Origin of the sequence: Myxococcus sp. MxC21-1 (assembly GCF_032612255.1) — a bacterium.
Taxonomy (GTDB): Bacteria; Myxococcota; Myxococcia; order Myxococcales; family Myxococcaceae; genus Myxococcus; species Myxococcus virescens.
This window is the reverse complement of record NZ_CP123278.1, coordinates 5,522,771-5,547,742: the sequence shown is the minus strand read 5'-3', so window position 1 is coordinate 5,547,742 and position 24,972 is coordinate 5,522,771. Positions and strand designations below refer to the sequence as shown.

Annotated in this window: 16 protein-coding genes and 2 pseudogenes; 9 read left to right on the top strand and 9 right to left on the bottom strand. The window is 69.4% G+C overall.

Annotated features, from left to right (window positions below):
- Positions 1–23: 23 nt before the first annotated feature.
- The 3 genes from QEG98_RS24480 to QEG98_RS24470 all read right to left on the bottom strand — a co-directional run bounded on the left by QEG98_RS24480 (position 24) and on the right by QEG98_RS24470 (position 5,357).
- Complete coding sequence (locus tag QEG98_RS24480) at positions 24–2,867, bottom strand: amino acid adenylation domain-containing protein (protein WP_316563039.1); 2,844 nt, start codon at positions 2,865–2,867, stop codon at positions 24–26.
- A gap of 107 nt (positions 2,868–2,974) precedes the next feature.
- Positions 2,975–3,985, bottom strand: coding sequence for a GNAT family N-acetyltransferase (locus QEG98_RS24475; protein ID WP_316563038.1), 1,011 nt, complete (start codon positions 3,983–3,985; stop codon positions 2,975–2,977).
- Positions 3,986–4,046: 61 nt separating this feature from the next.
- On the bottom strand, positions 4,047–5,357 hold the full coding sequence (locus QEG98_RS24470; protein ID WP_316563037.1) for a hypothetical protein: 1,311 nt from the start codon (positions 5,355–5,357) through the stop codon (positions 4,047–4,049).
- A gap of 270 nt (positions 5,358–5,627) precedes the next feature.
- On the opposite strand from QEG98_RS24470, the pseudogene QEG98_RS24465 reads away from it, so the two are divergent.
- From QEG98_RS24465 to QEG98_RS24455, 3 genes and pseudogenes are all read left to right on the top strand, one after another.
- Positions 5,628–10,313 (top strand): annotated as a pseudogene (locus QEG98_RS24465) (AMP-binding protein); the annotation flags it as partial.
- Positions 10,314–10,526: 213 nt separating this feature from the next.
- Entirely contained in the window at positions 10,527–10,751 is a 225-nt protein-coding gene (locus tag QEG98_RS24460; protein WP_316567958.1) for a hypothetical protein, read from the top strand.
- 17 nt (positions 10,752–10,768) lie between these two features.
- Entirely contained in the window at positions 10,769–11,860 is a 1,092-nt protein-coding gene (locus QEG98_RS24455; RefSeq protein ID WP_316567957.1) for a thioester reductase domain-containing protein, read from the top strand.
- 32 nt (positions 11,861–11,892) lie between these two features.
- Here the strand turns inward: QEG98_RS24455 and QEG98_RS24450 are convergent, their stop codons facing one another.
- The 3 genes from QEG98_RS24450 to QEG98_RS42160 are packed head-to-tail and all read right to left on the bottom strand — an operon-like array spanning position 11,893 to position 14,090.
- A complete protein-coding gene (locus QEG98_RS24450; protein ID WP_316563036.1) occupies positions 11,893–12,141 on the bottom strand; it encodes a hypothetical protein in 249 nt (82 codons plus the stop codon).
- Positions 12,138–13,661, bottom strand: coding sequence for a serine/threonine protein kinase (locus tag QEG98_RS24445; protein ID WP_316563035.1), 1,524 nt, complete (start codon positions 13,659–13,661; stop codon positions 12,138–12,140). The genes QEG98_RS24450 and QEG98_RS24445 overlap by 4 nt, the downstream gene beginning before the upstream one ends.
- A 36-nt stretch (positions 13,662–13,697) precedes the next feature.
- Complete coding sequence (locus QEG98_RS42160; RefSeq protein ID WP_410477835.1) at positions 13,698–14,090, bottom strand: tetratricopeptide repeat protein; 393 nt, start codon at positions 14,088–14,090, stop codon at positions 13,698–13,700.
- Between the two features lie 107 nt (positions 14,091–14,197).
- Here QEG98_RS42160 and QEG98_RS42155 point away from each other — a divergent pair, with 107 nt between their 5' ends.
- Positions 14,198–14,413 carry a hypothetical protein gene (locus QEG98_RS42155; RefSeq protein ID WP_410477834.1) on the top strand — a complete coding sequence of 72 codons (216 nt, stop codon included), beginning with the start codon at positions 14,198–14,200 and terminating at the stop codon, positions 14,411–14,413.
- A 264-nt stretch (positions 14,414–14,677) separates the two neighbouring features.
- On the opposite strand, the gene QEG98_RS24435 is transcribed toward QEG98_RS42155, so the two are convergent.
- Together QEG98_RS24435 and QEG98_RS24430 are read right to left on the bottom strand one after the other, a co-directional pair.
- The gene (locus tag QEG98_RS24435; protein WP_316563033.1) at positions 14,678–15,967 is read right to left on the bottom strand and encodes a PEGA domain-containing protein; all 1,290 of its coding nucleotides are present in this window, start codon (positions 15,965–15,967) and stop codon (positions 14,678–14,680) included.
- 26 nt (positions 15,968–15,993) lie between these two features.
- Positions 15,994–16,227: a hypothetical protein gene (locus QEG98_RS24430; protein WP_316563032.1), complete on the bottom strand. Its 234-nt coding sequence runs from the start codon at positions 16,225–16,227 to the stop codon at positions 15,994–15,996.
- Positions 16,228–16,473: 246 nt separating this feature from the next.
- On the opposite strand from QEG98_RS24430, the gene QEG98_RS24425 reads away from it, so the two are divergent.
- The 3 genes from QEG98_RS24425 to QEG98_RS24415 all read left to right on the top strand — a co-directional run bounded on the left by QEG98_RS24425 (position 16,474) and on the right by QEG98_RS24415 (position 20,831).
- On the top strand, positions 16,474–17,553 hold the full coding sequence (locus QEG98_RS24425) for a YihY/virulence factor BrkB family protein (protein WP_316563031.1): 1,080 nt from the start codon (positions 16,474–16,476) through the stop codon (positions 17,551–17,553).
- Positions 17,554–17,841: 288 nt separating this feature from the next.
- Positions 17,842–18,501, top strand: coding sequence for a chitobiase/beta-hexosaminidase C-terminal domain-containing protein (locus QEG98_RS24420; protein ID WP_316563030.1), 660 nt, complete (start codon positions 17,842–17,844; stop codon positions 18,499–18,501).
- Positions 18,498–20,831, top strand: coding sequence for a chitobiase/beta-hexosaminidase C-terminal domain-containing protein (locus QEG98_RS24415; RefSeq protein ID WP_316563029.1), 2,334 nt, complete (start codon positions 18,498–18,500; stop codon positions 20,829–20,831). Before QEG98_RS24420 ends, QEG98_RS24415 begins: the two co-directional genes overlap by 4 nt.
- 98 nt (positions 20,832–20,929) lie before the next feature.
- Here the strand turns inward: QEG98_RS24415 and QEG98_RS24410 are convergent, their stop codons facing one another.
- Positions 20,930–22,528, bottom strand: coding sequence for an ABC-F family ATP-binding cassette domain-containing protein (locus QEG98_RS24410; protein ID WP_141618148.1), 1,599 nt, complete (start codon positions 22,526–22,528; stop codon positions 20,930–20,932).
- Positions 22,529–22,842: 314 nt separating this feature from the next.
- On the opposite strand from QEG98_RS24410, the gene tgt reads away from it, so the two are divergent.
- Both tgt and QEG98_RS24400 read left to right on the top strand, forming a co-directional pair.
- Positions 22,843–24,012: a tRNA guanosine(34) transglycosylase Tgt gene (gene tgt / locus QEG98_RS24405; RefSeq protein ID WP_316563028.1), complete on the top strand. Its 1,170-nt coding sequence runs from the start codon at positions 22,843–22,845 to the stop codon at positions 24,010–24,012.
- Positions 24,009–24,859, top strand: a pseudogene (locus QEG98_RS24400) (MnmC family methyltransferase). Before tgt ends, QEG98_RS24400 begins: the two are co-directional and overlap by 4 nt.
- Positions 24,860–24,972: the final 113 nt, after the last annotated feature.

The following is a 24,972-nucleotide window of genomic DNA, read 5'->3' as shown; positions in this document are numbered from 1 at the left end:
GCGGCAGATGACCCTGGAGGAACTCACGGAGGATGGTGATGCCCTCCTGGCCGTCGCGGGCGCTGCCCCCGGCAGCTCCGGGCCGGCCCCTCGCGCGGCACCACATAGGCGACCAGCTGTTTGCCGCGGGTTGGCAACTCGCGCGCCACCACCACGGCTTGCCTGACCGTTGGGTGCCGGGCGAGCACCGACTCCACCTCACCTGGCTCCACCCGGAAGCCGCGGATCTTCACCTGGAAGTCCGCCCGGTCGAGGAACTCGATGCTTCCGTCGGGGCGATAGCGGCAGATGTCGCCCGTCTTGTAGAAGCGCGCCCCGCTGAGGGCGGAAAACGGATCCGGCAGGAACGATGCGGCCGTGCGCGCGGGGTTGTTCAGGTAGCCGCGGCCCACCCCGATGCCGCCAATGTACAGCTCCCCAGCGAGTCCGACAGGCACCGGACGCAGCCGCGCATCCAGGATGTACATCGTCAGGTTCGGCAGCGCGTAGCCCACCGGCACGCGCTCCTCGTCGTCCGGTGGTGGCTGGGACACCGTGTAGAGGTTCGTGTCGTCCGAGGTCTCCGTCGGGCCGTAGGCATTGAGCAGCGGCACGCGCGGGTACAGTTTCAGCCACCGTCTGCAAAGCGCGGGCGGGAGCACCTCGCCGGTGGGAATGAGCCAGTGGAGCGCCTGCATCGGCAACCGCGCGGGGTCCATCCGCTCGAGCTGCTCAATCATCGCCGTCATCAACGAGGGAACCACCTCGAGGAGGGTGATGCCTGTCCGGTCCAACTCCGCCAGGAAGCGGGCGGGATCCCGCGTCAGCTCGGTGTCGAGGATCTGGACGCGTGCTCCCAGCATCAGCGGGGCGAGGAACTGCCAGACCGAGATGTCAAAGCACTGTGAGGCCGTTTGAGCCATCACGTCCGCCGGCCCCAGCCGCAGGAAATCAATCATGCCGCGGATGTGGTTGATCTTCCCTGCGTGCTCCAGCATGGCGCCCTTGGGGGCGCCCGTGGAGCCGGACGTGTAGATGACATACGCCAGGTTCCGCCCGTGGCTGCGGCAAGGCGGATCGTCCACTGGGGCCTGGCGCTCCAACAACTCCGGGATCTCCAATGCGCGTGGCCGGGCACCGGCGGGCAGGAGCGCCAGCGCCGCGTCGAGCAGCGCGCGGCGCTCACGGGACACCACCACGATGGGGGTCTGGCTCTGTCCGAGGATCTGCGCCAGCCGCTCGGCGGGGTGCTCTGGATCCAGCGGGAGGTAGGCGCCTCCCGCCTTGAGAATCCCGACGATAGAGGCGAGGAAGTCCACCCCGCGATCGCCGAGCAGCGCGACGACGACGTCGGGCCCCGCGCCTTCTGTGATGAGCGGATGCGCCAGCCGGTTGGACCGGGCGTTGAGCTCACGGTAGGTGAGCTGGTCGTCGCGGTGGGCCACGGCGATTGCGTCCGGGGTCCGTGCGACCTGCTCCTGGATGAGCTGCGGGATGGAGCTGTTGAACGGGTAGTCCGCCCGCTGCTGGTTCCAGTCGAGCAGGACTTGTCGGCGCTCGGCGTCCGGCAGCATCGAGAGTTCGTCCAGGCGCCGCCCGGGGTGATGGGCCAGCTCCTCGAGCAGCCGCGCGTAGTGCGTCAGCAGCCGCGCGAGCGTCGCGTCGTCGAGCTGCCGGCGATCGTAGCTCGCCAGGAGGGTGAAGGCGGGACCGGGGACGACGTCGATGTGAAGGATGTAGCTGGTGAAGTCGTAGGTCTCGATGTCCGTGACGGTCACGCCATGGCCCGGCGAGGTCTCGGCGTGGGAGAAGGGGAAGCTCTCGAAGACGAGCAGCGTCTCGAAGAGGTTCTGGCCGCGCGGCACCTCGCTCCAGCCGTGAATCTGCACGAGCGAGCTGTACTCATACTGGCGCGCCTCGGCCTGCTCGCGCTGGAGCTGTTGGAGGTATGGCAGGACGTGGCCGTCTGGATCGACCCGCGTCCGCACCGGCTGGGTGTTGATGAACATCCCCACCATGGATTGCGCCCCCGGCAGGCTGGCGGGCCGTCCGGATACCGTGGTGCCAAAAACCACGTCGGACTGGCCGCTATAGCGGCTGAGCAGCAGCGCCCAGATGCCTTGGAAGAGGGTGTTCGGCGTCAGCGCGTGCGTCCGGGCCAGGGCGCGGAGTTGCTCCGAGGTCTCTCCGGAAAGATTGAACGAGGCGCGCCCATGCCAGGAACCCTCGGCCTTCGTGGCCCGCGCCACCGGCAGGGGCGTGGGCGAGGCGAAGCCTGCCAGCCGCTCGCGCCAGAAGTGCTCTGCCTGCCCGGATGATTGCTGTTGGAGCCAGGCAATGTAGTCGCGGTAGGGGCGCGTGACGCCGCGCGCAGGGCGTTCACCCCGGACGAGCGCGTGATACGCGTCGAGGCACTCCTCGAGGAGCAGCCCGAGAGACCAGCCATCCAGCAGCAGGTGATGACAGCTCCAGACGAACGTGTGGGTCCGAGGGCCGGTGCGTATGAGGAGCAGCCGCATGAGCGGCGCCTGTTCGAGCGCGAACCCGCGCTGGCGATCCGCATCGAGGAGGGCCGCCAGCTCACGGCGCTGTGCCTCCGGTGCGAGGTGGCTCCAATCCTGCCGGGTGAGCTGCACGGAGACGGCGCGGTGGACGACCTGGAGGGGCTCCTCCAACTCCTCCCAGGTGAACGAGGTGCGCAGCGCTGGGTGCTGATCGAGGACGTGCTGCCACGCTGTCTCGAAGTGCGCCGGCTCCACCTGCCCCTCCAGTGTGCACGTAATCTGGAGGAAATACTGTCCTGCCTCGGGCGCGTACAGGGTGTGGAAGAGCATCCCCTGCTGCAGGGGCGAGAGCGGGTAGATGTCTTCGATGGCGTGGTGTGACATCAGTCAGCCCGTCCGGTTCGTTGAGAGGGACACGCCGCGAGCAGGGCGGCAATGCGAGAGGTACCGTTCTTCCAATGGCAGTTCAATCCAGGGAACACGTTCCACGCCTATGTATGGGTGAAGCGTGCGCCGCGCGCCCACGCCACGCGTTCGTCGAGGCGGCGGCTCAACCGGTAGAGTGCCGGACTGAAGCCCATTCGGGGCCAGGCGCGGGAGGCGGCCAGATTGGTTGCGCGCCAATCGGTGACACAGGCGCGGAATCCCATTCGCCTGGCCTCCTCCACACCGCGCGCGAACAGCGCACGGCCAACGCCGCGGCAGCGAACGTCCTCCCGCGTGACTCCTACCGTTAAGGTGACGCTCTTCGGAGGCGTCAGCAGGTCGTCGGGTGTCTGCTCGGCAGGGCTGAAGATGGCGAACCCGAGCAGCCGTCCATCCTGCTCGGCGAGCCAGATGCGATCGGCTTCGCCCTCAATCAGCTCCGTGTAGTCCTGCGGCCAGTCTTCGGAGAACTCGGGCAGGTACGGCGCGAACACGGGTGACGCGCGCTGGTGCTCGAAGATGTGCCCCGCCATTTCCAGGAGCCGATCCAAATCGTCCATGCCCGCACGGCGGATCCGGAGGGGGCTGTCCAGGACGCCGGGCCGAAGGTCCACCGGGTCCAGGGCACGGAGCGCGTGGACTTGCTCATGCCCGAAGCCGGCGCCGTACCAGGCCTCGAGTGCGGGACGATCATGGGCTGGGACGAGCGCGGCGTGAACGAAGCAGCCTTCCTGGACCCACTGCGCGGCCAGGGCCGCATACAGGTCGCGGTACACCTCGGGGCTCGTTCCCGGGGCGAGGGCGTGGCCGGGCGCGAACAGCCATGCCGAGCGCCCCCACGTGGTGTCGATCCGCAGTGTCCCGAGGGCGAAGCCGATGAGCTGCCCATTCTGGAGCGCGGCGAAGCCGCTCGTGCGAGGCCGCTGCCGGAGCGCTTCCAGGATCCGCCGCGCTTCGATGGCTGACTCGGGCTCACCCGGCAACAGCGGGAGCGCGGCCCGATGGGCACGGTGCCGCAGGGCGAGCAGCGAGGCGGCCGCTTCCAGGTGCTCGTTCGCGAAGGGGACCAGGTTCATGGTCCGAGCTTGTCCCGTCTTCCGCGGACAGTCCATGTTCCCTGGACGCCATGCCGCGGCCTCACTCCACGGGCTGCGTCAACGCCAGACGCACCAGTCGCATCGCTTGTTCGAGCAGCTTGGGGTCGTCGGATGGGAAGCGGTAGGGGAACCGGTACCGCGCGCGCAGCGCCGCCACACGTCCGGCGATCTGCTCCGTCGGCTGCGTCTGGAGGATCGCCGCGACGAAGAGCCCGGCGAGCTCCTCCATGTCGTCGGCCATGAGTCCGTGGTACGTGGGCTCGTTCAGGCCGACCCGGAGGACCGGTTCAGAAATCCCGGGCAGCGATGGATAGGCATTGGTGCGGATGCCCGCGTCGAACAGCCGCTGGCTCGCGGTGAACGCGTCCACGCCGGATGCCCGCGTCCGGATCCAGAGCTGATGGCCGGCCGAGAAGCCGCGTTCCTTGCCGTCAAGTTCCAACCCAAGACGATCGAGCGCGGCGCCGAAGCGCCGGGTATTCAGCACCACCTGGGCGGCGTACTGCTCACCCCGGCAGTGCTTGAACTCGAGCAGCGCCAACGCCAGGCTCACCGTCGCGCCGAAGTGGTGGCTGCTCACCATGTACTGCTGGGTTGCTCGGAAGCGCTCGAAGAGCTCTCTCCGGTTGGTGGCGAAGATGGCCTTCTGCGGTCCTGGGAAGGTCTTGTGGGTGGAGCCGCCGAAAGAGTGGGCGCCCTCCGCGAGCGGATTGGGAATCTGGCGGCCGAGCACCAGACCCATCCAATGGCTTGCGTCGATGTGGAGCAGGGCGTTCGGGGCCTCTCGCTGGACGGCCCGCGCCAGCCGTTCGACGCCCAGGGGAAACAGCGCATTGGACTGATCGATGTAGACGAGCCCCGGCTGGTGGGCCCGCAGCGTCTCGGCGAACTGTGTCTCGTCCACGGTGTGCGCGTCGGGGCCCGTGGCGTAGCAGACCTTCAATCCCAGCCGGGCGGCGACGCTCGCGGTCGCATAGTGCCCGCCCTGGGCGCGGGACAGCAGCATCACCGTGGAGCCAGGGGGGCCTCCGAGCGCGGACAGCGTCAGGGTCATCAGGTTCAACCCGGACAGCGCGCGCACGTTGACGAACTCGGCGCCGGCCAGCTCGCGCAGCAGCGGCCTCGCCAGCTCGGTCTCCAGCGAGGACACTTCTTGTACGCCTCGGAACTCCCAGGGCTCGTCTTCTGCCCCATCATTGAAAAAATAGCGGTGGTGTAGATCGAGCAGCATCGGCAGCTTGGCCAGCGCCGACATGCTGTTCTCGCTCGGCACCATGTTCAGGGTGCGCGCGGCGCGTGTCTCGTGCTGTTCGAGGCGGGTCAGGATCTCTGAGATCTGTTCCAGGTCCACGGACACTCCTTGAGGGAGGCCCGAGAGACAGGCCTCCACCGTGCAATCCTAACGTCATGTGCCAGGCGCGGGTTCGCTGGCGGGGCCATGAGCGGCACTTGCATGACTTTCCCATGATTGGCACAATCCTGGACTCTCGCCGGAGGGTTCAGGATGAACGTCCGGATGCGCAGCCCCCACGTCGCGTGAGCACGTCCAGACGGCAGCGCGCTTCAGCCGTTCCCGGGCGGGCGCGTGGGCCGGGTGGGGAAGCGTTCGAGGCGGTGAGGAATGGCAAGGTCGACACCGCAGGTGGGTCTCCCTCTTGAGGACGCTTCATCCTTCCTGCTGCACGAGCAGGTCGCGGAGCAGGCCCGGCGCACGCCGGACGCCATCGCGATCTGGTCGGAAGAGGGGGAGGTGTCCTATGGCGAGTTGGAGGCTCGTGCCAACCGGCTCGCCCACCACCTGAGGCGGCTTGGGGTGGGGCCCGAGTCTATCGTGGGGCTGCACGTCCCACGCTCCATCGACATGGTGGTCGGTGTGCTTGGGATCTGGAAGGCGGCGGGTGCCTATCTTCCGCTCGATCCGGAGTACCCCGCCGAGCGCCTGCGGCTCTTCCTGGCGGACGCACGCGCGGATGTGCTGGTGACCTCCGGCGCCGTGGACGCGCGGTGGGAGTGGGGCGGCGATCGTGTCGTCGATCTACGGCGGGATGCGGCCCGAATCGCTTCCGAGCCCGATTCCCCGCCCGACAACGGACTCGCCGCCGAGCACCTGGCCTATGTCATCTACACGTCGGGCTCTACCGGGAGCCCGAAGGGCGTGATGGTGACGCACCGGGCGGTGGCCAACCACTTGCGCTGGCGTCAGGCGACGTACCCCCTTGGGGCGGCAGACGCGTTCCTGCAAAAGGCCTCGCTGAGCTTTGACATTTCGGTCTGGGAGATCTTCGCGCCGTTGATCGCTGGCGCGCGTCTGGTGCTGTCCCGGCCGGGTGGGCAGCGGGATGGAGGCTACCTGTCCAGCTTGATCGCGCGGCAGAACGTGTCCGTCGCGCACTTCGGCCCCACGTTGCTTCGGATGCTGCTGGAGGCGCCAGAGCTGGAGCGCTGCGTATCGCTGCGGCACGTCTTCTGTGGTGGCGAGGTGGTCCCGGTCTCCTTGTGTGAGCAGTTGCTGGCGCGGGTGCCGGCGCGGCTTCACCACCAATATGGGCCGACCGAGGCGACCATCGATGCCTCCTGCTGGGACTGTGTCCCCGGGGAGACGCGCTCCTATGTCCCGATGGGAGCGCCGGTGTCGAATACGCGGCTCCATGTCCTGGACGCGCGTGGTCATCTCGCCGCGCCGGGTGAGGTGGGAGAGCTCTTCATCGGGGGCGTGGGGCTGGCACGGGGATACCTCCGGCGCCCGGACCTCACGGCCGCTGCCTTCGTCCCGGATCCGTTCAGCGAGGAGCCAGGCGCGCGGCTGTACCGCACGGGAGATCTCGTCCGACGGATGCCGGATGGGACGCTGCAGTTCCTTGGACGCCGCGATCATCAGGTCAAGGTTCGTGGCTACCGCGTCGAGCTGGGCGAGATCGAGGCGGCCCTCGCGGGTCACCCCGGGCTCCGCGAGGCGGTGGTGGTCCATGGCGAAGGGGCGGGCGAGCGCCGACTGGTGGCTTATGTCGTCCCGGCGCGGGATGCCGCGGAGCCGCTCGGGCTCACGGCGCTTCGGGCGTTCCTGGAGCGGTCCTTGCCGGACTACATGGTTCCGGCGGTCTTCGTTCAGTTGGACGGACTTCCCCTGACCTTGACAGGCAAGGTGGACCGTGGCGCGCTGCCCGAGCCATCGGCGTTCAACCGCCTCGTGCCATCAGGCCTTCAGGAGGCGCCGCGGGATTCGCTGGAGGAAAGGCTGTCTCAGCTCTGGGGAGAGGTGCTGCGCGTCGCGCCCCCGGGACGCCACGCGCACTTTCTGGAGCTGGGGGGGGACTCCATCCTCGCTGTCCGGATCGCTGCCCGTCTCCGCGAGGCGGGTTGTCGGTGCCGGCCCTCCCAGCTCTTCAGCCATCCCACCATCGCGGAGCTGGCCGGGGTGCTGCGCGCGGCCTCGCAGCAACTCCTGGAGGGTGGGAGCGCCTCCGCTGTCTCGGGGGAAGAGCGGCCCACTTCTACCCTGGCAGAGCCGTATCCGCTCTCGCCGATGCAGGAGGGAATGCTGTTCCACACGCTGCTCGCGCCCGGTTCGCGCGTGTACCACGAGCAGTTGGAGTTCGAACTTCGTGGTCCGCTCGTTCCGGAGCTCATCGAGCAAGCGTGGTGTGAGGTGGGAGCCCGTCATCCAGGGCTGCGGATGCGCTTCCAGTGGGAGGGGCTCTCCGCTCCACGTCAATTCGAGGCGCGGGAGTTGCCGCCGGTCGAGTGGTGGGACTGGCGCTCACAGGAGCCGCACGCGTTCGAGGAACGGCGCGAGCGTTTTCTCGCCGAGGATCGGGCGCGCGGTTTTTCGCTCACGGACGCGCCGCCGGTGCGCCTGTCGGTGGTTCGGCTGGAGGATGGGCGGTATTGGGCCGTCTGGAGCCTGCACCACCTCGTCTTTGATGGCTGGAGCGCGGCGCTCGTTCTGGGCGAACTCTTCGCCACGTACGCGGCGCTCCGGGCTGGGACCCGCCATGCGCTGCCCCCGGCCCGGCCGTACCGGGATTTCGTGCGATGGGTCCGCTCGCGCGATTTCTCCGCGGAGGCTCCCTTCTGGAGGGAAACGCTGGGCCCTGGCGTCTCTCCAACGCCCTTGTTCGTGGACCGCCGGCCCACCCGCCGCGTGCCGGAGCCGGACGCGGCGCTGCGGTTGCGGCTCGACGCCGGACGGACCGCTCGGCTCAAGGCCCTGGCGGTGCGTCACCGCATCACGCTGAACACGCTTCTGGCGGGAGCGTGGGCCGTGCTCCTGGGGCGCTACAGCGGCCAGCGCGAGGTGATGTTTGGGCTGGCGGTGTCCGGGCGTTCCATCGAACTGGACGGAGTGGAGGGCATCGCCGGGTTGCTGCTCAACACGTTGGCCGTGCGGGTGGAGGTGCCCTCCCAGGCCACCGCCGATGGCTGGCTGCGCACGCTCCAGGCTCGACTCACCGAGCTCCTTGCTCACGAGCAGACACCACTCGCCGAGGTCCAGCGGTGGTGCGCCGGCAAGCCCGGTGAGGCGCTCTTCGAGAGCCTGCTCGTCTTCGAGAATTACCCTGCGGAGGCGGCGTGCTGGAGCCCGCCGGGCACCGGGCTCGTTGTCGAGCGCCGCTTCGGCGCGGCGCGTGCTCCTTATGCGCTCACGATCACCGCGCGTCCGGGCGAGGCGCTCGAACTCTGGGCCTCCTACGAGCGTGACCGGTTCAGCGACGAGGTGATTCAACGGTTGTTGGGGCACCTGGAGCAGTCACTCTGGGCGCTGGTGGAGGGAGGCTCCAAGGCGCTGGCGTCGTTGGAGTTGCTGCCGGCGGACGAACTGTCGGCGCTGCTGGAGCGAGGCCGAGGACCGCGGGTGGCACCCGCGGTCGAGGCCGATCTCCCCGCCCTGTTCGAAGCCCAAGCCGCGCGCACCCCGGAGACCGTCGCTGCGGTGTTCCAGGATGAGCGGGTGACGTACCGCGAACTGGACGCGCGCGCGAACCAGCTCGCGCACATGCTGCGAGGGCATGGCGTCGGTCCAGAGGTGCGGGTGGGGCTCTGCCTCCCGCGCTCGCTGGAGCTGCTGGTCGCGGTGCTCGGGGTGCTCAAAGCGGGCGGGGCTTATGTCCCGTTGGATCCAGACTACCCGGTCGAGCGGACGGCCTACGTGATGGCGGACGCGGGCGTGGCCGTGCTGTTGACGCAGTCCTCGGTGCGCGGCCGGCTTCCCGCGGGGCAGGTCCGGTCAATCCTCTTCGATGAAGTGCGCGCCGAGCTGGCCGCGTTGCCCTCCACGCCGCCGCCGCGTCCGACGCTCTCCTCCCGGTTGGCGTACGTCCTCTACACCTCCGGCTCCACCGGGCGTCCCAAGGGCGTGATGGTGACGCACCAGAACGTGCTCAACTTCCTCCAGTCGATGAGGCGCGAGCCGGGGCTGGGGCCCGAGGACGTGGTGCTCGCGCTGACCTCACTCTCCTTCGACATCGCGGGGCTGGAGTTCTTTCTGCCGCTGGCGGTGGGAGCCCGCGCGGAGATTGCTCCGCAGGCGTGGCAACGCGATGGGGCACTCCTGGCCGCGGGGCTGAGCAGGTGCGGCGCGAGCGTGCTGCAGGCCACCCCCGCCACCTGGCAGATGCTGTTGCAGGCCGGGCTCCCGGCGGCCTGCGGCTGCGAGCCTTCTGCGGTGGAGAGGCCATGTCCCGGCCGCTTGCCCGCGCGCTCGGGGACGCGGCCGTAAGCGTTTGGAACCTGTACGGCCCCACCGAGACGACCATCTGGTCCGCGGTGGAGCACCTCCAGGACGAGGAGGCCGACCCGTCACTCGGACACGCCATCGACAACACGGAGTTGTACGTCCTCGATGCGGGTGGACGCCTGGCGCCGGTGGGCGTCGCCGGCGAGCTGTTCATTGGCGGCGAGGGCGTGGCCCGGGGCTACCTTGGTCAGCCAGCGCTCACGGCGGAGCGCTTCGTTCCGGATCCCTTCTCGGCCCGGCTGGGGGCGCGCCTGTACCGCACGGGCGATCTCGTCCGCTGGCGGGAGGGCGGGGGGCTCGAGTTCCTTGGACGCATCGACCATCAGGTGAAGGTGCGTGGCTACCGCATCGAGCTGGCGGAGATCGAGACGACGCTCGCAGGGCATCCGGCGGTGGAGCAGGCGGTGGTCGTTGCCCGGGTGCACGCGGCAGAGGATGTGCGGCTGGTGGCCTACTTCATCCCGCGGACGGGCCAGGATGGGAGGGATGTGCAGGCGCTGCGCCAGTGGCTCTCGGAGCGGTTGCCTGGGCCCATGGTGCCCACCGTGTTCATCCCGCTGGCCTGCTTCCCGTTGACGCCGAACGGCAAGGTTGATCGCCGCGCATTGCCAGCTCCGGATTGGGGGCCGCGCCACGGGGAGCGGGGGCGTCTGTCCCGCCGCGGAGCGCCACCGAGCGCGCCGTGGCGGAGCTCTGGCGCGAGCTGCTGGGGGGAGTGCGGTCTCCGGCGTGTTCGACAGTTTCTTCACGGTGGGCGGACACTCGTTGCTGGCGGTCCGGTTCGCCATGCGGGCGCGCACGACCTTCAGGGTCGAGCTGCCGCTTCAGGCGCTGCTCGAACAGCCGACCATCGCGGGGATGGCAGCGGTCATCGACGCCGCGTTGGAGCGCTCGCCGGTTCCGAGAGGGGAGGCGGAGGCGGATCCGCTGGCCGACGCCGTGCTGCCACCCGGGATCGAACCTCGTGGCCCGATGCCCGCGCGGCCTCGCCCCCTCGGCACCTCCTGCTGACTGGCGCGACCGGCTTCGTGGGGGCCTTCCTGTTGAAGGAGTTGCTGGAGCGGCTGCCCGCGCGCATCCACTGCCTCATCCGAGCGGCTGGGCGCGCGGAGGCGGGGGCCAGACTGGAACGAAAGCTCCGCGCCTATGGGCTCTGGGAGGAGCGCTTCCGGGAGCGGATTGAACCTGTTCCGGGAGATCTGGCAGAGCCCGGGCTGGGGCTCTCGTCCGCGCAGTTCGAAGCACTTGCCGGGCGGATCGACGCCATCTACCACTGCGGCGCGGTGGTGAGCTTCCTCTACCCATACCGGGAGATGAGGGCGCCCAACGTGCAAGCGACGCAGGCGCTTCTGGAGCTTGCGTGCCGGGGCCGGCCGAAGGTGTTTCACCACGTGTCCACGCTGTCCGTCTTCCCGCCGCATCTTCGCCAGGGAGGGGGCCTGCTCGCGGAGGATGATGCCATCGAGGGCGCGACGGGCTTTCGCACCGGTTATGCCCAGAGCAAATGGGTGGCGGAGCGGTTGGTGGCGCAGGCCCGTAGCCGGGGCATGCAGGTCGCCATCTACCGCTTGGGCAACGTGACCGGCCACAGCCAGACGGGCGTCTGGAACACCACCGACTTCGTCACCCGGAGCCTGAAGAGCTTCATCCAACTCGGCAGCATGCCGGTGTTGGATGGCACGCTGGATTTGCTACCGGTGGATTTCGTGGCGAAGGCAATCGTGCACCTCTCGCGAGAGCCCGAGTCCTCCGGGAGGACGTTCCATCTGAGTCACCCAAGCCCGGTGTCGGCCGGGCTGCTGCGGGGGTGGCTGGAGACGTTGGGCTATTCGCTGCGGAGTCTGTCGCAGACCGAGTGGCTCGATGAGTTGCGGCGGGAGACCGAGCGTCGGGACCACAACGCGCTGTTCGCGCTCGCTCCGCTGATTGGAGCGCGGGAGGCGCCGGGCGGCGCGGGGCCCCTGCGGTTCTTTTCATCCTGGGGACGCGTGGATCACCGGAACACGCGCGCGGGATTGGAGGGCAGTGGCATCGAATGCCCGCTGGTGGACGAGTCCCTTTTCCGCACCTACTTCAAGTACTTCGTCGAGAGCGGCTTCCTTCGCGCGCCTGGAGCCTGAGCGCCGGCCCACGCCGGCCGGGGCTCTACGGCCTAGTCGGACACCTCTGGAGGCAGCATGTCCTGGCAGCGCCGGATGCCCCGCTGGGCCTCCACGAGCTGCGGATGGTCGCGCTTCAAGGCGCGATAGAGGGTGATGGCCGTCTCGCAGTTGCCGTCGTTCTCCAGGGCGCGGGCGCGGGCCATGCGCTTCGAGGCGTCCTCCACCTTGCCCGCGAGCGCCGCCAGCTCGGGCTCGACGGCCTCCAATCCCAGGCTCCGTGCCTGGGCCAGCCGTTTCATCGCGCTGTCCAGCCGGCCTTCGTTGAAGTCATTGCCGATGTCGATGGCCTGTCCCGCCGCGAGCACCTTGAGCTGCCGGGTCGCGACATCGTCGGGCGCCGCCTCCACCCTCCCGGTGGTGGCGTGAGGTGACGCTCCGGCCTCTTTGGCGGGGGCGCCACAGGGGGCGCCGGTTGCGCCGGGGAGGCGACTGGAACCAGGGTTCCCTCCTTGACGTCGTCGCCGCTCCCGCCCCGGATGGCCACGAGGCCCACGCCGCCCAGGAGCAGGACGCCCGCGATGCCCAGCCCCACCACCGCGCTGGACTTCGAGTGCTTCGGCGCCGCGTAGGGGGAGGCCGCATGCGCTGTCTTGTTGAAGCCCTCAGCGCCCACCCGGAGTCCGGAGGGCGCGGCGGGTTGGGTCAGCGGAATGGGCGCGGTGCCTGTCACCGGCGCGGCCTCCGCCGGGGCGGCGCGCACCAGGGTGGCCTCGGAGCCCTCCGTGCCAAAGAGGAGCGTGGCCGGTCGCGCTGGTTCGAGGCCGCCGCCGGTGATGGCGGGGTTGACGCCGCTGACGGCGCGGCGGCTGGTGAGGGTGGGCAGCGCGTTGACCAGGTCCGATGCGAAGGCCTCCATGGTGGCGTAGCGCTCCTCGCGGCGCTTCGCGGTGGCCTTCTGGATGACGGCGTCGACGGCTGGATGTTGGAGGTCCGCCGTCACCTGCGCCAGTCGTGGCATGGGCTGGTGGACCTGCTTCTGCATGATTTCGGAGACGCTGTTGCCGTCAAAGGGCTGCTGACCGGTGAGCAGCTCGAAGAGGACGATGCCCACCGCGTACACGTCGGCGCGGGCGTCCACGTCCAGGCCCATGGCCTGCTCGGGGGACATGTAGCGCGGCGTGCCGGCCACCGAGCCCTGGATGGTGAGCCGTGTCGCGCCGTCGGTGATTCGGGCGATGCCGAAGTCCAGCACCTTCACGTGCCAGCCGCGCATGCCCTGCCGGACCATGATGTTCTCCGGCTTGAGGTCGCGGTGGATGACCTGGCGCGCGTGGGCATAGGCGAGCACGTCCGCCACCTGGAGGACGATGTCCACGGCCTCGTCGAGCGCGAGCCGGCCACACGTGGCGAGCAGGCTCTTGAGGTCATCCCCCTCCACGTACTCCATGGAGATGTAGAGGCTGCCTTCCTCGTCCTGCCCGAAGTCGTGCAGCGTCACCGCGTTGGGGTGGGCCACCCGCGCGTAGCTCTTGGCTTCGTTGAGGAAGCGGCGGGCCACGTCCGGGTCCATGGACAGGCCGCTGTTGAGGAACTTCATCGCCACCTGCTGACCGATGCCCACCTGTTCGGCCAGGTACACCGAACCCATGCCGCCCTGGCCCAGCCGCCGGAGGATGCGGAAGCGGCCCGCCACGACACGGCCGAGCATCCGGTCCACGGCCGGCGCCACCGTCAGCAACTCGGTGCCACCACAGGCCGGACAGGCGCCGTCCCACTTCTCATGCTGGACCTCGCACCGCTGGCAGATGAAGAGCGACATGGTGTCCTTGCAGGGCCGGAGGGGAGGGGACCGCGGTCAGCGCGTGGCCGGGGCGTAGCGCTGGAAGAGGATGCGCTCCAGCTCGCGAGCTCCCGCCTCGGGAGACTTCCGCTGGGCGGAGGCCGCGCGGAGCACGTCCGTGCGCGCATCTTGCGGCAGGTCCGTCTCCAGCACCGTCAGCGCGCCGTCCAAATCTCCGGCACGCTGGAGCGCGGCGGCGCGCCACACTCGGTACTCGTTGCGCTCGGGCGCCGCGGATGCGGCCTTCGCGAACAGGCGCTGCGCCCCGGCGGAGTCTCCACTCTGGAGCGCCGCGAGCCCTTCCAGGAAGGGTGCCTGGGCAGCGGCCTTGGCGGACGGCTCCCCCGTGTCGCGAGCCGGTCGAAGAGCGCGCCGGACTCCCGCAGGCGCGCCGGGGGAGCGCTTCACCGGCCAGCGCCCGCTGGTGCAGGTCGTCGGTGGTGGCCTGGGAGGCCGCGCTCAGCCGCGCGGCCATGTCGCCCAGGTCCGTGCCCAGGTAGCCCTCGGACACCAGCGTGCGCAGCGTCTCGCCCGCGGCGCCGGGGCCCACCAGCCGGCCTTCCTCCAGCGCGGCGAAGAAGCCGGCCTTCAGCTCCACGTGCCGGGCCGTCATGTCGGGCGGCACCTTGTTGCGCTTCTTGCGGCGCGCCGCCTTCAGCTTGCGCTCGCACAGGGCCAGCTCGCGCTGCGCCTTGGTGCGGTCCTGGATGTCCGGCGCGCTGCGCACGTAGGCGCGGTAGGCGGCGCAGGCACCGGGGACGTCCTTGGCCCCCATGCGCGCGCGGGCCAAGCCCAGGTAGGCGGGCAGCAGGGACGGGTTGGCGCGCGTGGCCTGGAGCAACACCTTCGCCGCGTCCTTGTGCTTGCGCTTGTTGTAGAGGCGGGTGCCCTCGGCCAGCAGCGCATCGCCACGGCCGACGGAGGGCCCCACCAGGGGCTCGGCCAGGGACAGGCCACACGTCAGCAGCACACAGGCCCACGTCAGGCGCCGCAGGTCAGAATGCATAGCCCAGCCCTCCGCGAATGTTGCTCGTTCCGGCAATCTTCTTCAGCAGCGTGAAGCTGTGCTGGTACGCGACGGAGGCGTACAGGCCCTCGTATACGAAGATGCGCGCGGTGGCCTGTCCGGACGCGTGCAGGTCCAGCGCATAGAGGCCGTCCTTGAAGATGGCCGCGTCACCCGCACGTTCCTTCACCAGCAGTCCTCGGCCCTCCAGTCCCACCTGGATGGCGAAGGACACGGGCCCGAGCACGTAGCGCAGCTGCGGCTGGAGCGCGCGCAGCGACACCGCCTGTACCTGCGTGTCCAGCGACGACACGCCGTCCGGCCCCGCGCCGCCCACGCCAGGCGGTACGTCGATGCCCAGCGTCCATGTGTCGCCCGTGGAGGCGTAGGTGGCGCCCACCAGCATGACGCCGAAGAACTGGCCATAGCGGCCGTACTCGACGCCCACGCCGCGCAGATTGCGCGAGCCCGGCGCGCGCACGTCCCGGGTGCGCAGGCTCTCCAGCTCCTCCGAGGTGCTCAGCGGCTGGGACGCCAGCGACGTGCCCGTGAGGCGCTGCATCTCGAACGAGGCCTCCAGGTAGCTCTGCCGCGCCATGGTGGCTTCCTTGCGGCGGCGCATGGCCAGCTTGAAGGACTGCATGGAGGTGGGCGTCAGCGCGTGCTCCAGCGTGTATGTCCCGCCGGGTGCGATCTCCGCCTTCACCTCGTGGGGCTCGTAGCCGTCCAGCGTCAGCGACACCCTGCGCGTGCCGGGCTGGATGCCCTGGTCCACCACGGTGGTCCCCACCGGCTGCCCGTCCACGCGAATCTCCGCGCCCTCCGGCTGCGCCTTCACCACCAGCCGCGCGGGCACCTTCTCCAGCGCGGCGTCCAGCTTCACCTGCTGGCGCGAGCTCAGCACGCGCGTCTCTTCCTTCGGAAGGTGCGAAGCCAGCTCGAAGCGGAAGGTGTGCTCACCCGGCAGCACCTCCGTGGTGAAGGGCGTGGAGCCCACCTTCACGCCGTCGATGAAGACGGTGGCCCCCGCGGGCGTCGTCTCCGCCACCACCGTGGCATTGAGCGACAGGAACTTCACCAGCACGCCGGCCAGGGCCTTCTCGAACGCGGGGTTCGCCGTCTCCGCCTGACCCCGGGCGCCCGTGCCGGGCCGGATGCTGACGGCGCGGAAGCGGTAGCCGGCGTCGTCCTGGCCCACCTGCACCAGCACCACGCGCTCCAGGCCCAGTGATTCCAGGTACGCCTCCAGCGGCTCCCGGCAGCGCGCCTCGCCGGACACGCAGCGCAGGTCGCCGCCCTGGCCCTTCAGGTGCCGGCCAGGGCGCCCCGGCCGATGAGCTGCTCCGCCTGCACGTCCTGCGGTATCAGCGCGGCAATCCCTTCCTCGGTGCGTTGCAGCAACGCGTCCTGTCCTGGGTACAGGGCCTGGACGAGCCACAGCGTGTGCGAAGGGGTGGGGGCCTGGGTGTCCGGGGGCATTCCGGGTGCGGCGCCGGCGCTCAGCGCCAGGCTGACACTCAGGAGACAGGAGACGAACATGGCGTCCTCGGGGGAGAGGGCCGCGGCGGAACCGACCGGCGGCCCCCGTCCAAGGTGTACGCCAATGAACGCTCTCCTGCCTAGGGGGGAGGTCCGAGAACAGAGGGATTTCTGGGAAGCCGCCTTCCAGGGGCTTCCTGCTCGCCTGCCCTCCGGCCGCATGCAGGGAAGCTGGGGGCTGGAGGTCGCCTGGGGTGTGGGGAATGCGCATCGTTCCCCCGGTCGCAGCACCTCCGAGGAGGCGGAATGGTTCTCCCTGGCAAGGGAATGGGCTGGAAGAAGTTCTTTCTGGCGCTGAAGGACGAGTGGACGCGCGACGAGGTGGGGGACGTCGCTGGCGCGCTCACCTTCCGGATGATTCTGGCGCTGTTCCCATTCCTGCTGTTCCTGGTGTCGCTGGCGGGTCTCCTCATCGAGCCCGCCCAGGCCCAGGTGCTCATCCAGGAGCTGGCGCGGGTGGCGCCCCGGGAAGTGACGTCCATCCTGAGCGAGCGCATCGAGGCGCTGGCGAACAGCCGGCCGGTGGGGCTGCTGACGGTGGGCGGTGTCGGTGCCGTCTGGGCGGCCTCCGCGGGCGTGGTGGCGCTGATGACGGCGCTCAACAAGGTCTACGGCGTGTCGGAGTCGCGTCCCATCTGGAAGCTGCGCGGCATCGCGCTGCTGGTGACACTGGGCGGAGCGGCGGTGGCCATCTTCGCGGCGTTCGCGGTCGTCGTTACGCCCGTCATCGCTGGCAAGCTCCCCGGCGGGTTGGGCACCGTGCTCATGTGGCTGCGGCTCCCGGTCGCGGGCCTGCTGATGATGTTCCTGTGGGCGGTGCTGTACTACGTGCTGCCGGACGTGAATCAGAAGTTCCGATTCATCACCCCGGGCTCGGTGGTGGGCGTGCTCATCTGGGTGTTCGCGTCGTGGGGCTTCTCCCAGTATGTGGCCAACTTCGGCAAGTACGACGTCAACTACGGCGCCATCGGCGGTGTCATCGTCATGCTGCTGTGGATGTGGATCTCCGCGCAGGTCATCCTGCTGGGCGCGGAGATCAACGCCATCCTCGAGCACCGCTCCCCGGACGGAAAGGCGCCGGGCCAGAAGGTCCCGGAGCAGGGCAAGGCGCTGACCGCCACCAAGACGGAGCTGGAGGCGGGAGGCGCGTCGCTTCCGGGCGCTCCGGGCTTCCAGCCCGTGGTGGACCCGGTGACGGGCCGGCCCCTGGATGACCCACCGTCCGCTCCACCCAGGCTGCGTGACACGCCGCTCGCGGCGGCCCTCAAGTGGACGCTGGGCATGGGCCTGGGGTTGTTCCTGCTGCGCAAGTCGGCCTCCCGGTAGACGGTCCTTCTTTCCCCAGTGACGCCGGGGCATTCGCGCGTGACGACGGGTGGCTTTTGACTCGCGGCACCCCTCCGGTGTGAAGGGTGGTCGTCGCAGGGGGGCTTGCGGAGCGCCTAGCCCCAGTGCGAGCGTGCGCGCCTTGTTGGCTGGACGACAGTGGCTTCCGTCATCCACTGACAGCCCCCCTCGGACATCCCCCGCACCCTGCTTGCCCTGGCGCACGGACCGCGTACGCCCTGGAGTTCCGATGTCTCAGACCCCTTCTGGCCACTGCGCTGCGGCGCGGTGCTGCTCACGGCTCAACTCGTCCTGGCGTGTGGTGGCGGCGAGCCGAAGCCTCCACCTCCCATCGACCTCACGCCGCCCACGACGCGCGCCACGCCCGCGGGAGGCGACTTCACCACCGCCGTGGTGGTGACGCTGGCCTGTGACGACGGCGGCGGCAGTGGCTGCGCTGCCACGTACTACACGCTGGATGGCTCCACGCCCGGCACGGGCTCCACGCAGTATCGCGAGCCCTTCACGCTGGGGAGCACCACCACGGTGCGCTTCTACTCCGTGGACGCGGCGGGCAACGCGGAGGCGCCGGGGACGGCGACATTTGCCCTGGTGGGCGCGGCGGACACGGAGCCGCCCAGCACGGTGGCCAACCCCGCGAGCGGCGCGTTCAGCAGTCCCCGGAGCGTGGCGCTGACGTGTGACGACGGTGAGGGCAGCGGCTGCGCGGGCACGCACTACACGCTGGATGGCAGCGTTCCCACGCAGGCCTCGCCGCGCTACACGGCGCCCCTGTCCATCGCCATGTCCACCACGCTGCGCTTCTTCTCCGTGGACCGGGTGGGCAACGTCGAGGCGGTGCGGCAGGCGCGTTACGTCGTGGACACGGAGGCGCCCCAGGTGGCCGCGACGCCACGGGGGGCACGTTCACCGGGACGCGCGCGGTGACGCTGGCGTGTGATGACGGTGAGGGCAGCGGCTGCGCGGCCATCCACTACACCACCCATGGCGCCATTCCCTCCCTGGACTCCCTCGTCTATGAGGAGCCCCTGATGCTGACGGCCACCACCCGCGTGCGCTTCATCGCGGTGGACTGGGTGGGCAATGTCTCCGAGGTGGTGTCGGAGCTGTACACGCGGGAGGCTTCAGCGGAGGACCGCACCTCGCCCACGACGACGGCGACGCCCGCGGGAGGCGCCTACCAAAGCGCGCAGTCGGTGGTGCTCGCCTGCACGGACAACGCCGAGGGAAGTGGCTGCGCGGCCACGTACTACACGCTGGATGGCAGCGCGCCCACCACGTCCAGCCTCCGCTACACGGCGGCCATCTCCATCGCTTCCAGCGCTACGCTGCGCTTCTTCTCCGTGGACCTGGCGGGTAACGCCGAGCCGGCGAAGTCCGAACAGTACACGCTGGACGCGGTCGCTCCGGTGACGACGGTCTCGCCCGGAGGCGGCTCGTACACGGATGCCGTCACCGTAACGCTGTCGTGCAGTGACAGCGGCTCGGGTTGCCGCGAGACGCGTTACACGCTGGACGGCTCGGCGCCGGAGGCGGGCTCGCCGGTGTACGCGGGACCTTTCTCCATTGCCGCCAGCACGACGCTGCGCTTCACCTCGGTGGACCACGCGGGCAACGTGGAGCTGGCGAAGCAGGCCGTCTATGTGCTGCCCTCACTGGACCGGCTCGCCTCGGAGCAGATCCAGGCGGTTCGCAATGCCTCGACTGGCTCGGTGAACCTGGTCATCAGCGGCGCTCGCATCACCTATGTCAAGCCGGCCGTGGGCAACGTGGTGAATGACGCGGCGGGCTTCTTCCTCCAGGCCGAGCAGGCGGGGCCCGCGCTCTTCGTCGAGGTGGACCCGCTCACGCTCTCTCCCGCGCCGCAAGCGGGCGCCCGGGTGCGTGTCACCGTCTCCGAGAAGAGCCTCGTGAATGGCCAGGTGCGCGCCCGCATCTCCGCGTACGCCGTGCTCAGCACGGGCCACTCGCTGTCGGACCTGGTCCAGGACGTGAGCGGCGTGGATGTCACCACGGGTACGCCGCCCGCCTATGAGTCTGAGTACATCTCCATCACCGGCACCATTGGTAACCCGGGCTTCTCCAATGCCGGGCTCGGCCACGTCCAGGCGCCGTTCACGACAGCGGGCATTCCCGAAGGTTCTCCAGGCGCGGCGGCCCTGCGGCTGCGCATCGCGGAGCCGTTCCACGACACCCTGGCGCTCTCGCAGGGGTGCTCACTGACGGTGGTGTCTCCGCTCTGGGTCTTCATGAGCGGGACACAGACGACTCATACCATCCAGCCCTCCGTGTGGACGGAGAACCAGGCCACCGTCCACTCCTGCCCGGCGCCTCGGGTGACGGGGGCGCAGGCGATGCACCACGATTCGGCCATCCTGCGCTTCACCCGCGCCATCGACCCGCTCTCTGTCCAGCGCAACGGCAGCCAGTTCTCCATCCCGGGTCTGAGCGTCACGGATGCGGTCGTGCTGAGTACCGGCGAGGTCTGGCTCAGCACCACCAGCCAGACGCCGCGGCAGCAGTACACGGTGACGGTGGCGAGCAGCGTGCGGGACCGGCGCGGCGTCTCCGTCGACAGCACGGCCGCTTCGACGAGCTTCCCGGGCTACCAGGTGCCGGCCCGGCTGCGCCTGTCCGAGGTGGCGCCCCATGTTCAGCAGAACCGAGACCTGGTGGAACTGGTTGTCCTGACGAGCGGCTCCGTCATGGGGGCCACGCTCCTGGATGGGAACGCCACCCTGGCGACGCTGCCGGATGTGCAGGTCGCGTCGGGGGACATCATCGTCATCCACCTCAACCCGGACCGCGTCACGCCGGGCGCGGATGCCCCGGGCTCGGAGACGCTGAGCAAGACGCAGTACCCCGCCTCCTCCTCCTTCTGGAACTACGACACCGCCTGGGATTTCCATGGCACCACGCTCGGCGTGGGGACCGGCAACCGGACCTTGCGCATCCGGGACGGCTTCGACGTCACCCAGGACGCGTTGGCCGTCATCGTTCCGGGCAATACCTTCCCGGGCTATCCCGCGCTGCTCCAGGCCCTCCAGAGCGAGGCCCAGTGGCTGCCGGCGAGCTGCAACGGCGCGCTGTGCACGTATGAGAGCTTCCCGACCGCAGGGGAGGTCTCCGTGGATTGGTCTCAGGCCTTCGTCACCCAGGGCCGGTCCTATTCCGTGCAGCGCATCGGTGCCACGGACTCGGATACGCGGGATGACTGGTTCGTGGGCGGCTCCTCGTTCGGCGTCCGGAACCCGTAGTCCCGCCAGGGCAGGGTGAAACGACAATCGACGCCTCGCCCCGGGAGCGCATCCCCGGGCCGGGCGGCGATTCGTGTTTCTGGCCAGCGTCTGATGGACTACCGGCGGCGCGCGGCGACGTCGGAGTGCTTCTCCACGAACTCCGAGTAGGGCCCGTTGAAGTCGAGCACCTCCTGGCCCGCCTGGAGCGACCAGATGCGGGTGGCCACCTCGGAGATGAGCTCCTGGTCGTGCGTGACGACGATGACCGTGCCCTCGTACTTCTGGAGGCCTTCGGCCAGCGCGGCGATGGACTCGAGGTCCAGGTGGTTGGTGGGCTCGTCGAGCACCAGCACGTTGTCCTGCATGATCATCAGCTTGGACAGGAGCAGCCGCACCGTCTCACCACCGGAGAGGGTGTCGGTGTTCTTCATCCGCTCCTCACCGGAGAAGAGCATCCGGCCCAGCACGCCGGAGATCTCCTCGTTGGTGAGCTTGTCGTGCAGGTCACGCAGCCAGCCGAAGCAGGTGGTGCCCTTGCGCACGACGCCGTGGTGGTCCTGCGGCAGGTAGCCCACGGATGCCTGGTGGCCCCAGCCAATCTTCCCGCCGTCCGGCTCCAACTGGCCGGCAATCATCTTCACCAGCGTGGACTTGCCCACGCCGTTGCGGCCGATGACGCAGACCTTCTCGCCCTTGCAGACCAGGGCGTTGAAGGGCTTGATGACCTCCTGGCCGTCGAAGGACTTGTGGATGCCTTCGACCATCAGCGTCTGCTTGCCGCTGACCACCTTCTGGTCGAAGCGGATGAACGGGCGCGCGATGTTGGAGCGCTTGAGGTCGTCCGACTTCAGCTTGTCGATCTGCTTGATGCGGCTCTGCACCTGTGAGGCGCGGGTGCCGGCGTGGAAGCGCGCGACGAAGTCCTGGAGCTGGGCAATCTTCTTCTTCTTCTCCTCCGTCTCGGACTCGACGCGGCTGCGCACCTGCGCCTTCTGCCGGACCATGTCGTCATACCCACCGGGGTAGTGGATGATGGTCTCGTAGTCGATGTCCGCGATGTGCGTGCAGATGGCGTTGAGGAAGTGCCGGTCGTGGCTGATGGTGATGAGCACGCCCTCGTAGTCGTGGAGGAAGCTCTCCAGCCAGCGGATGGAGTCGATGTCCAGGTTGTTCGTGGGCTCGTCGAGGAGCAGGCCTTCCGGCTTGCCGAACAGCGCCTGCGCGAGCAGCACGCGGAGCTTGAGGCCGCCGGTGAGCTGCTTCATGGGCTCTTCGTGGAAGGCCTGGTCGATGCCAAGGCCCGCCAGCAGGGTGGCCGCGTCGCTCTCCGCCGAGTAGCCGTCCTCCTCGGCGATGACGCCCTCCAGGTCGCCCAGCCGGTTGCCGTCCTCCTCGGTGATGTCGGACTTGGCCAGCAGCTCGTTCTTCTCGGACATGGCCGCCCACAGGGCACGGTTGCCCATGAGCACCACGTCGAGGACGCGGTTGTCCTCGTAGCGGAAGTGGTCCTGGCGCAGGATTCCCAGCTTGCGAGGCCGGACGATGTTGCCCATGTCCGCTTCCTCGTCCCCGGCGAGGATCTTCATGAACGTGGACTTCCCGGCCCCGTTCGGACCGGTCAGGCCGTAGCGGCGGCCCGGCGAGAACGTGACGTTGACGTCCTCGAAAAGCTTCTTGGGCCCGTAGGCCTTGGAGACGTTGATGACGTTGAACATGGCGGCGGCGTTGTAGCGGAAATGGTGCGGTGGGCCAAAGCGGCGACGTGTTTCGCGTTCTGCAGGAGACCGCGAGGACTCCATGTAACCGCTGGGAAGGCGGGAGAATGCCGCCCCGGTGTCGACTTCAGGCCCCGGAAGCGGCGGCGGAGGAGGTGAGATGCCCGGAGGCCGACGGCGTTCCGCCTTGGACGGAATGCCAGGATGCCTGTACGGCTGTCCAGGAGGGCAGGGGGCCCGGATGGCGGGTGGGGGAGCGGGCAGGGCAGATGGATGCGGTGCCCGCCGGGCATGACGGGTATAAGGGCCGGCCCATGGCCGTTCGTTTCGAGCTCCTCACCACCGACCCCACGGGCGCGCGTGCAGGCATCCTGCACACACGCCGGGGTTCCTTCAAAACCCCCATGTTCATGCCGGTGGCCACCCACGCGGGCTTCCGGCACCTGGCCATGGAGGAGGTGAAGGAGGCGGGCGCCAGCATCCTGCTGGCCAACACCTACCACCTGATGCTCCGGCCGGGCGCCGAGGTCTTCAAGCGCTTCGGCGGCATCCACCCCTTCATGCAGTGGGATGGGGGCGTGCTCACCGATTCGGGCGGCTTCCAGATCTTCTCCCTGCCGGAGGACCGGCTCATCACGGAGAAGGGCGCCCACTTCCGCAGCTTCTACGACAACAGCCGGCAGCTCCTCAGCCCCGAGTCGAGCATCGCCATGCAGCAGGCCATCAACTCGGAAATCATGATGGTGCTGGACGTGTGCATCGACTCGCGGACCGACGAGGCCGGCACGCGCGAGGCCATGGAGCGCACCCACCGCTGGGCGGTGCGCAGCCTGGAGGCGAAGGCGGCGCGGGACACGGGGCAGGCGATGTTCGGCATCGTCCAGGGCGGCGTGTTCCCTCACCTGCGTGACGAGAGCGCGGACTTCCTGACGAAGCTGCCCTTCGACGGCTTCGCCATTGGCGGTCTGGCCGTGGGCGAGACGAAGGTGGAGCGCGAGTCCATGACGTTGCGCACCACCGCGTCCCTGCCCGCCGACAAGCCGCGCTACCTGATGGGCGTGGGCACGCCCACGGACCTGGTGGAAGCCGTGCTGCGCGGTGTGGACATGTTCGACTGCATCATCCCCACCAAGATGGCGCAGCAGGGGTATGCGTACACGTTCAGCGGGCTCGTCCGCATCTCCCGCAGCGTGTTCCGCCTCTCCGACGAGCCGCTGGACGCGGAGTGCGACTGCTACGTGTGCAAGCGCTACACGCGCGGCTACCTGCAGCACCTGATGCGGGGCAAGCACCACCTGGGCTCGCGCTTCCTGTCCGTGCACAACGTCCGGCACTACCAGAAGCTGATGGGGCGCATCCGCGAGGGCATCCTCGGTGGTACGTACGCGCAGGTGTACCGCGAGCTGAAGGCGGCCATCGCCACGCCCAAGGACTTGAAGGACGAGGCCAACGCGCGCGAGGTGACGCTGAAGGAGGTCGGGTGAGCACCGCACCCGAAGCCAACCCGCGCGACGGCGACTTCGAGCTCATCACCCTGCGCAATGGCGCTCGCGCCGTGCGGCACCTGGGCCATGGCGAGGTGATGCACCCCTCCGTGGGGCCGTGGCAGGAAGCGCTGCGCCTCTATGTGGAGCAGGCACGGCTGGCGGACCGGCTGCGCCAGTCCGGGCCGCCGCTGGTTATTCATGACGTGGGGCTGGGCGCCGCCACCAACGCGGTGGCCGCGCTCACCTGTGCCAGGAGTCTGGGCGCGGAGCAGCGCCGGCTGCTGGAGGTGGTCAGCTTCGAGGTGGACCTGGCGCCGCTGCGGCTGGCGCTGGCGGACGCCGAGGGCTTTCCCTTCCTCCAGCCGTTTCGTGACGCGGCGGAGACGCTGACGCGCGACGGGGTGTGGGAGGCGGAGGGCTCCGCTGGCGGCTGCTGCTGGGGGACGCGGTGCCTCACCTGGACGGCGCGCTGCCCGTGGCGGACCTCGTCTACTTCGACCCGTTCTCTCCGGCGTCCAATCCGGACATGTGGACCGAAGCGGTGCTGGCCCGCGTGCGCCGGCATTGCCGCGAGGACGGGGAGGGGACGTTGCTGCTCACGTACAGCGCGGCCACGCCCACGCGGGTGACGCTGCTGCTGGCCGGGTTCTTCGTGGGCGCGGGTGTGTCGACGGGGACCAAGGGCGAGACGACGGTGGGCGCCTCGCGGCGTGAGTCGCTGGAGGCGCCGCTCGGTGAGCGGTGGCTGGAGCGATGGAAGCGCTCGTCGTCCCGGGCGCCGCATGGTGGGCAGCTCACGCCCGACATCGAGGCGCGCGTGCTGGCGCACCCGCAGTGGCGGTGACGGGCCGGCCCGCAGGGTGCCCTTCGGCACGCCACGCTGTGTGGCTCGGCACGGCGTTGGGTCGGGTTTCCGGGGCGGGTGCTGCTTCCGCCTCTGCGTGCGGGCTCCGAGTG

Excerpts from the sequence above, each read along its gene's own strand:
- QEG98_RS24445 (WP_316563035.1), bottom strand. The coding sequence starts at position 13,661 with ATGTCGCTCTTCATCTGCCAGCGGTGCGAGGTCCAGCATGAGAAGTGG.
- QEG98_RS24480 (WP_316563039.1), bottom strand. The coding sequence starts at position 2,867 with ATGTCACACCACGCCATCGAAGACATCTACCCGCTCTCGCCCCTGCAG.
- QEG98_RS24425 (WP_316563031.1), top strand. The coding sequence starts at position 16,474 with ATGGTTCTCCCTGGCAAGGGAATGGGCTGGAAGAAGTTCTTTCTGGCG.
- QEG98_RS24460 (WP_316567958.1), top strand. The coding sequence starts at position 10,527 with ATGCGGGCGCGCACGACCTTCAGGGTCGAGCTGCCGCTTCAGGCGCTG.
- QEG98_RS24410 (WP_141618148.1), bottom strand. The coding sequence starts at position 22,528 with ATGTTCAACGTCATCAACGTCTCCAAGGCCTACGGGCCCAAGAAGCTT.
- QEG98_RS24430 (WP_316563032.1), bottom strand. The coding sequence starts at position 16,227 with ATGTTCGTCTCCTGTCTCCTGAGTGTCAGCCTGGCGCTGAGCGCCGGC.
- QEG98_RS24475 (WP_316563038.1), bottom strand. The coding sequence starts at position 3,985 with ATGAACCTGGTCCCCTTCGCGAACGAGCACCTGGAAGCGGCCGCCTCG.
- tgt (WP_316563028.1), top strand. The coding sequence starts at position 22,843 with ATGGCCGTTCGTTTCGAGCTCCTCACCACCGACCCCACGGGCGCGCGT.
- QEG98_RS24450 (WP_316563036.1), bottom strand. The coding sequence starts at position 12,141 with ATGAAACGGCTGGCCCAGGCACGGAGCCTGGGATTGGAGGCCGTCGAG.